Annotated in this window: 1 protein-coding gene; it reads right to left on the reverse strand. The window is 65.9% G+C overall.

Annotation, left to right across the window (positions count from 1 at the left end):
* A partial coding sequence (locus ACR9ZJ_RS19330) for a septal ring lytic transglycosylase RlpA family protein (RefSeq protein WP_481288684.1) occupies positions 1-905 on the reverse strand: 905 nt, incomplete at its 3' end.
* Positions 906-909: the final 4 nt, after the last annotated feature.

Consider the following 909-nt stretch of genomic DNA (forward strand, 5'->3'; position numbering starts at 1 on the left):
TTTTTTATGAGTCTTCTTTGGTCCGGGCCTAATGCTTGGGGGTCCCAACCGGTGTGGGTTTGGGCTGGTCCCGGCCCCCGGTCAGCCCAATCTGGTTGGCCCCCCACCGGGTTGGCCCGCACCGGGCCGGTCCCCACCGAAGCCGCGACCGCACGCTGCGGTGGCGGAGGCGGCGCGGTGATCGGAGCCGGCTTCGGCGCCGTGTTCACATACGGCGCCCCGCGATCGCTACCCGGGTCGTTGGGGTCGATCGCCCGCACCTCCACCAGCCCCGTGCCCTTGGGCCACACGCCGATTTTCACGGCCGCGGCGAACGAGAGGTCGATGATGCGGTTTTCGTGGAACGGGCCGCGATCGTTGATGCGCACGATGACGCTCTTGCCGTTCTCGAGGTTGGTGACACGGGCATAGCTCGGCAACGGCAAGGTCTTGTGCGCCGCCGAGAACTGGTACATGTCGTATTCCTCGAGGCTCGAGGTCTTGTAGCCGTGGAACTTGTTCCCGTAGAACGAGGCGATGCCGCGTTCCACGTACCCGCGCGGACTCGGCAGCACGTTGTAGGTCTGGCCGAGCACCGAGTACGGCGACTTGTTGCCGTAAAGAGAGCGCGGTTCCACCTTCGGCACCGGTTCCGGAAGCTTGTTCACGTCCGGGATATCGGTGGGAACGCTGTCCGAACGAGAGCGATAGCGCGAGCCTTGCGACTTGCGGATGTCGTCGTAGCGGCCGCCGCTGGGTGCCGTGGAACTGCCGCCGCGCGACGAGGGGCGCGCGTTACGGGAGCCACCGCAGGCGGTGAGCAGCAGTGCGATGAGGACGATCGCGAGGAGCGAAGCGTGGCGTTTCAGCCTGGTGGGAGCCGACCTTGCATGCCCGGGTTCGGTGGGAGCCTGTCTCTTATACACATCT

This window comes from Luteibacter sp. KNZ12-1A (genome assembly GCF_056755675.1).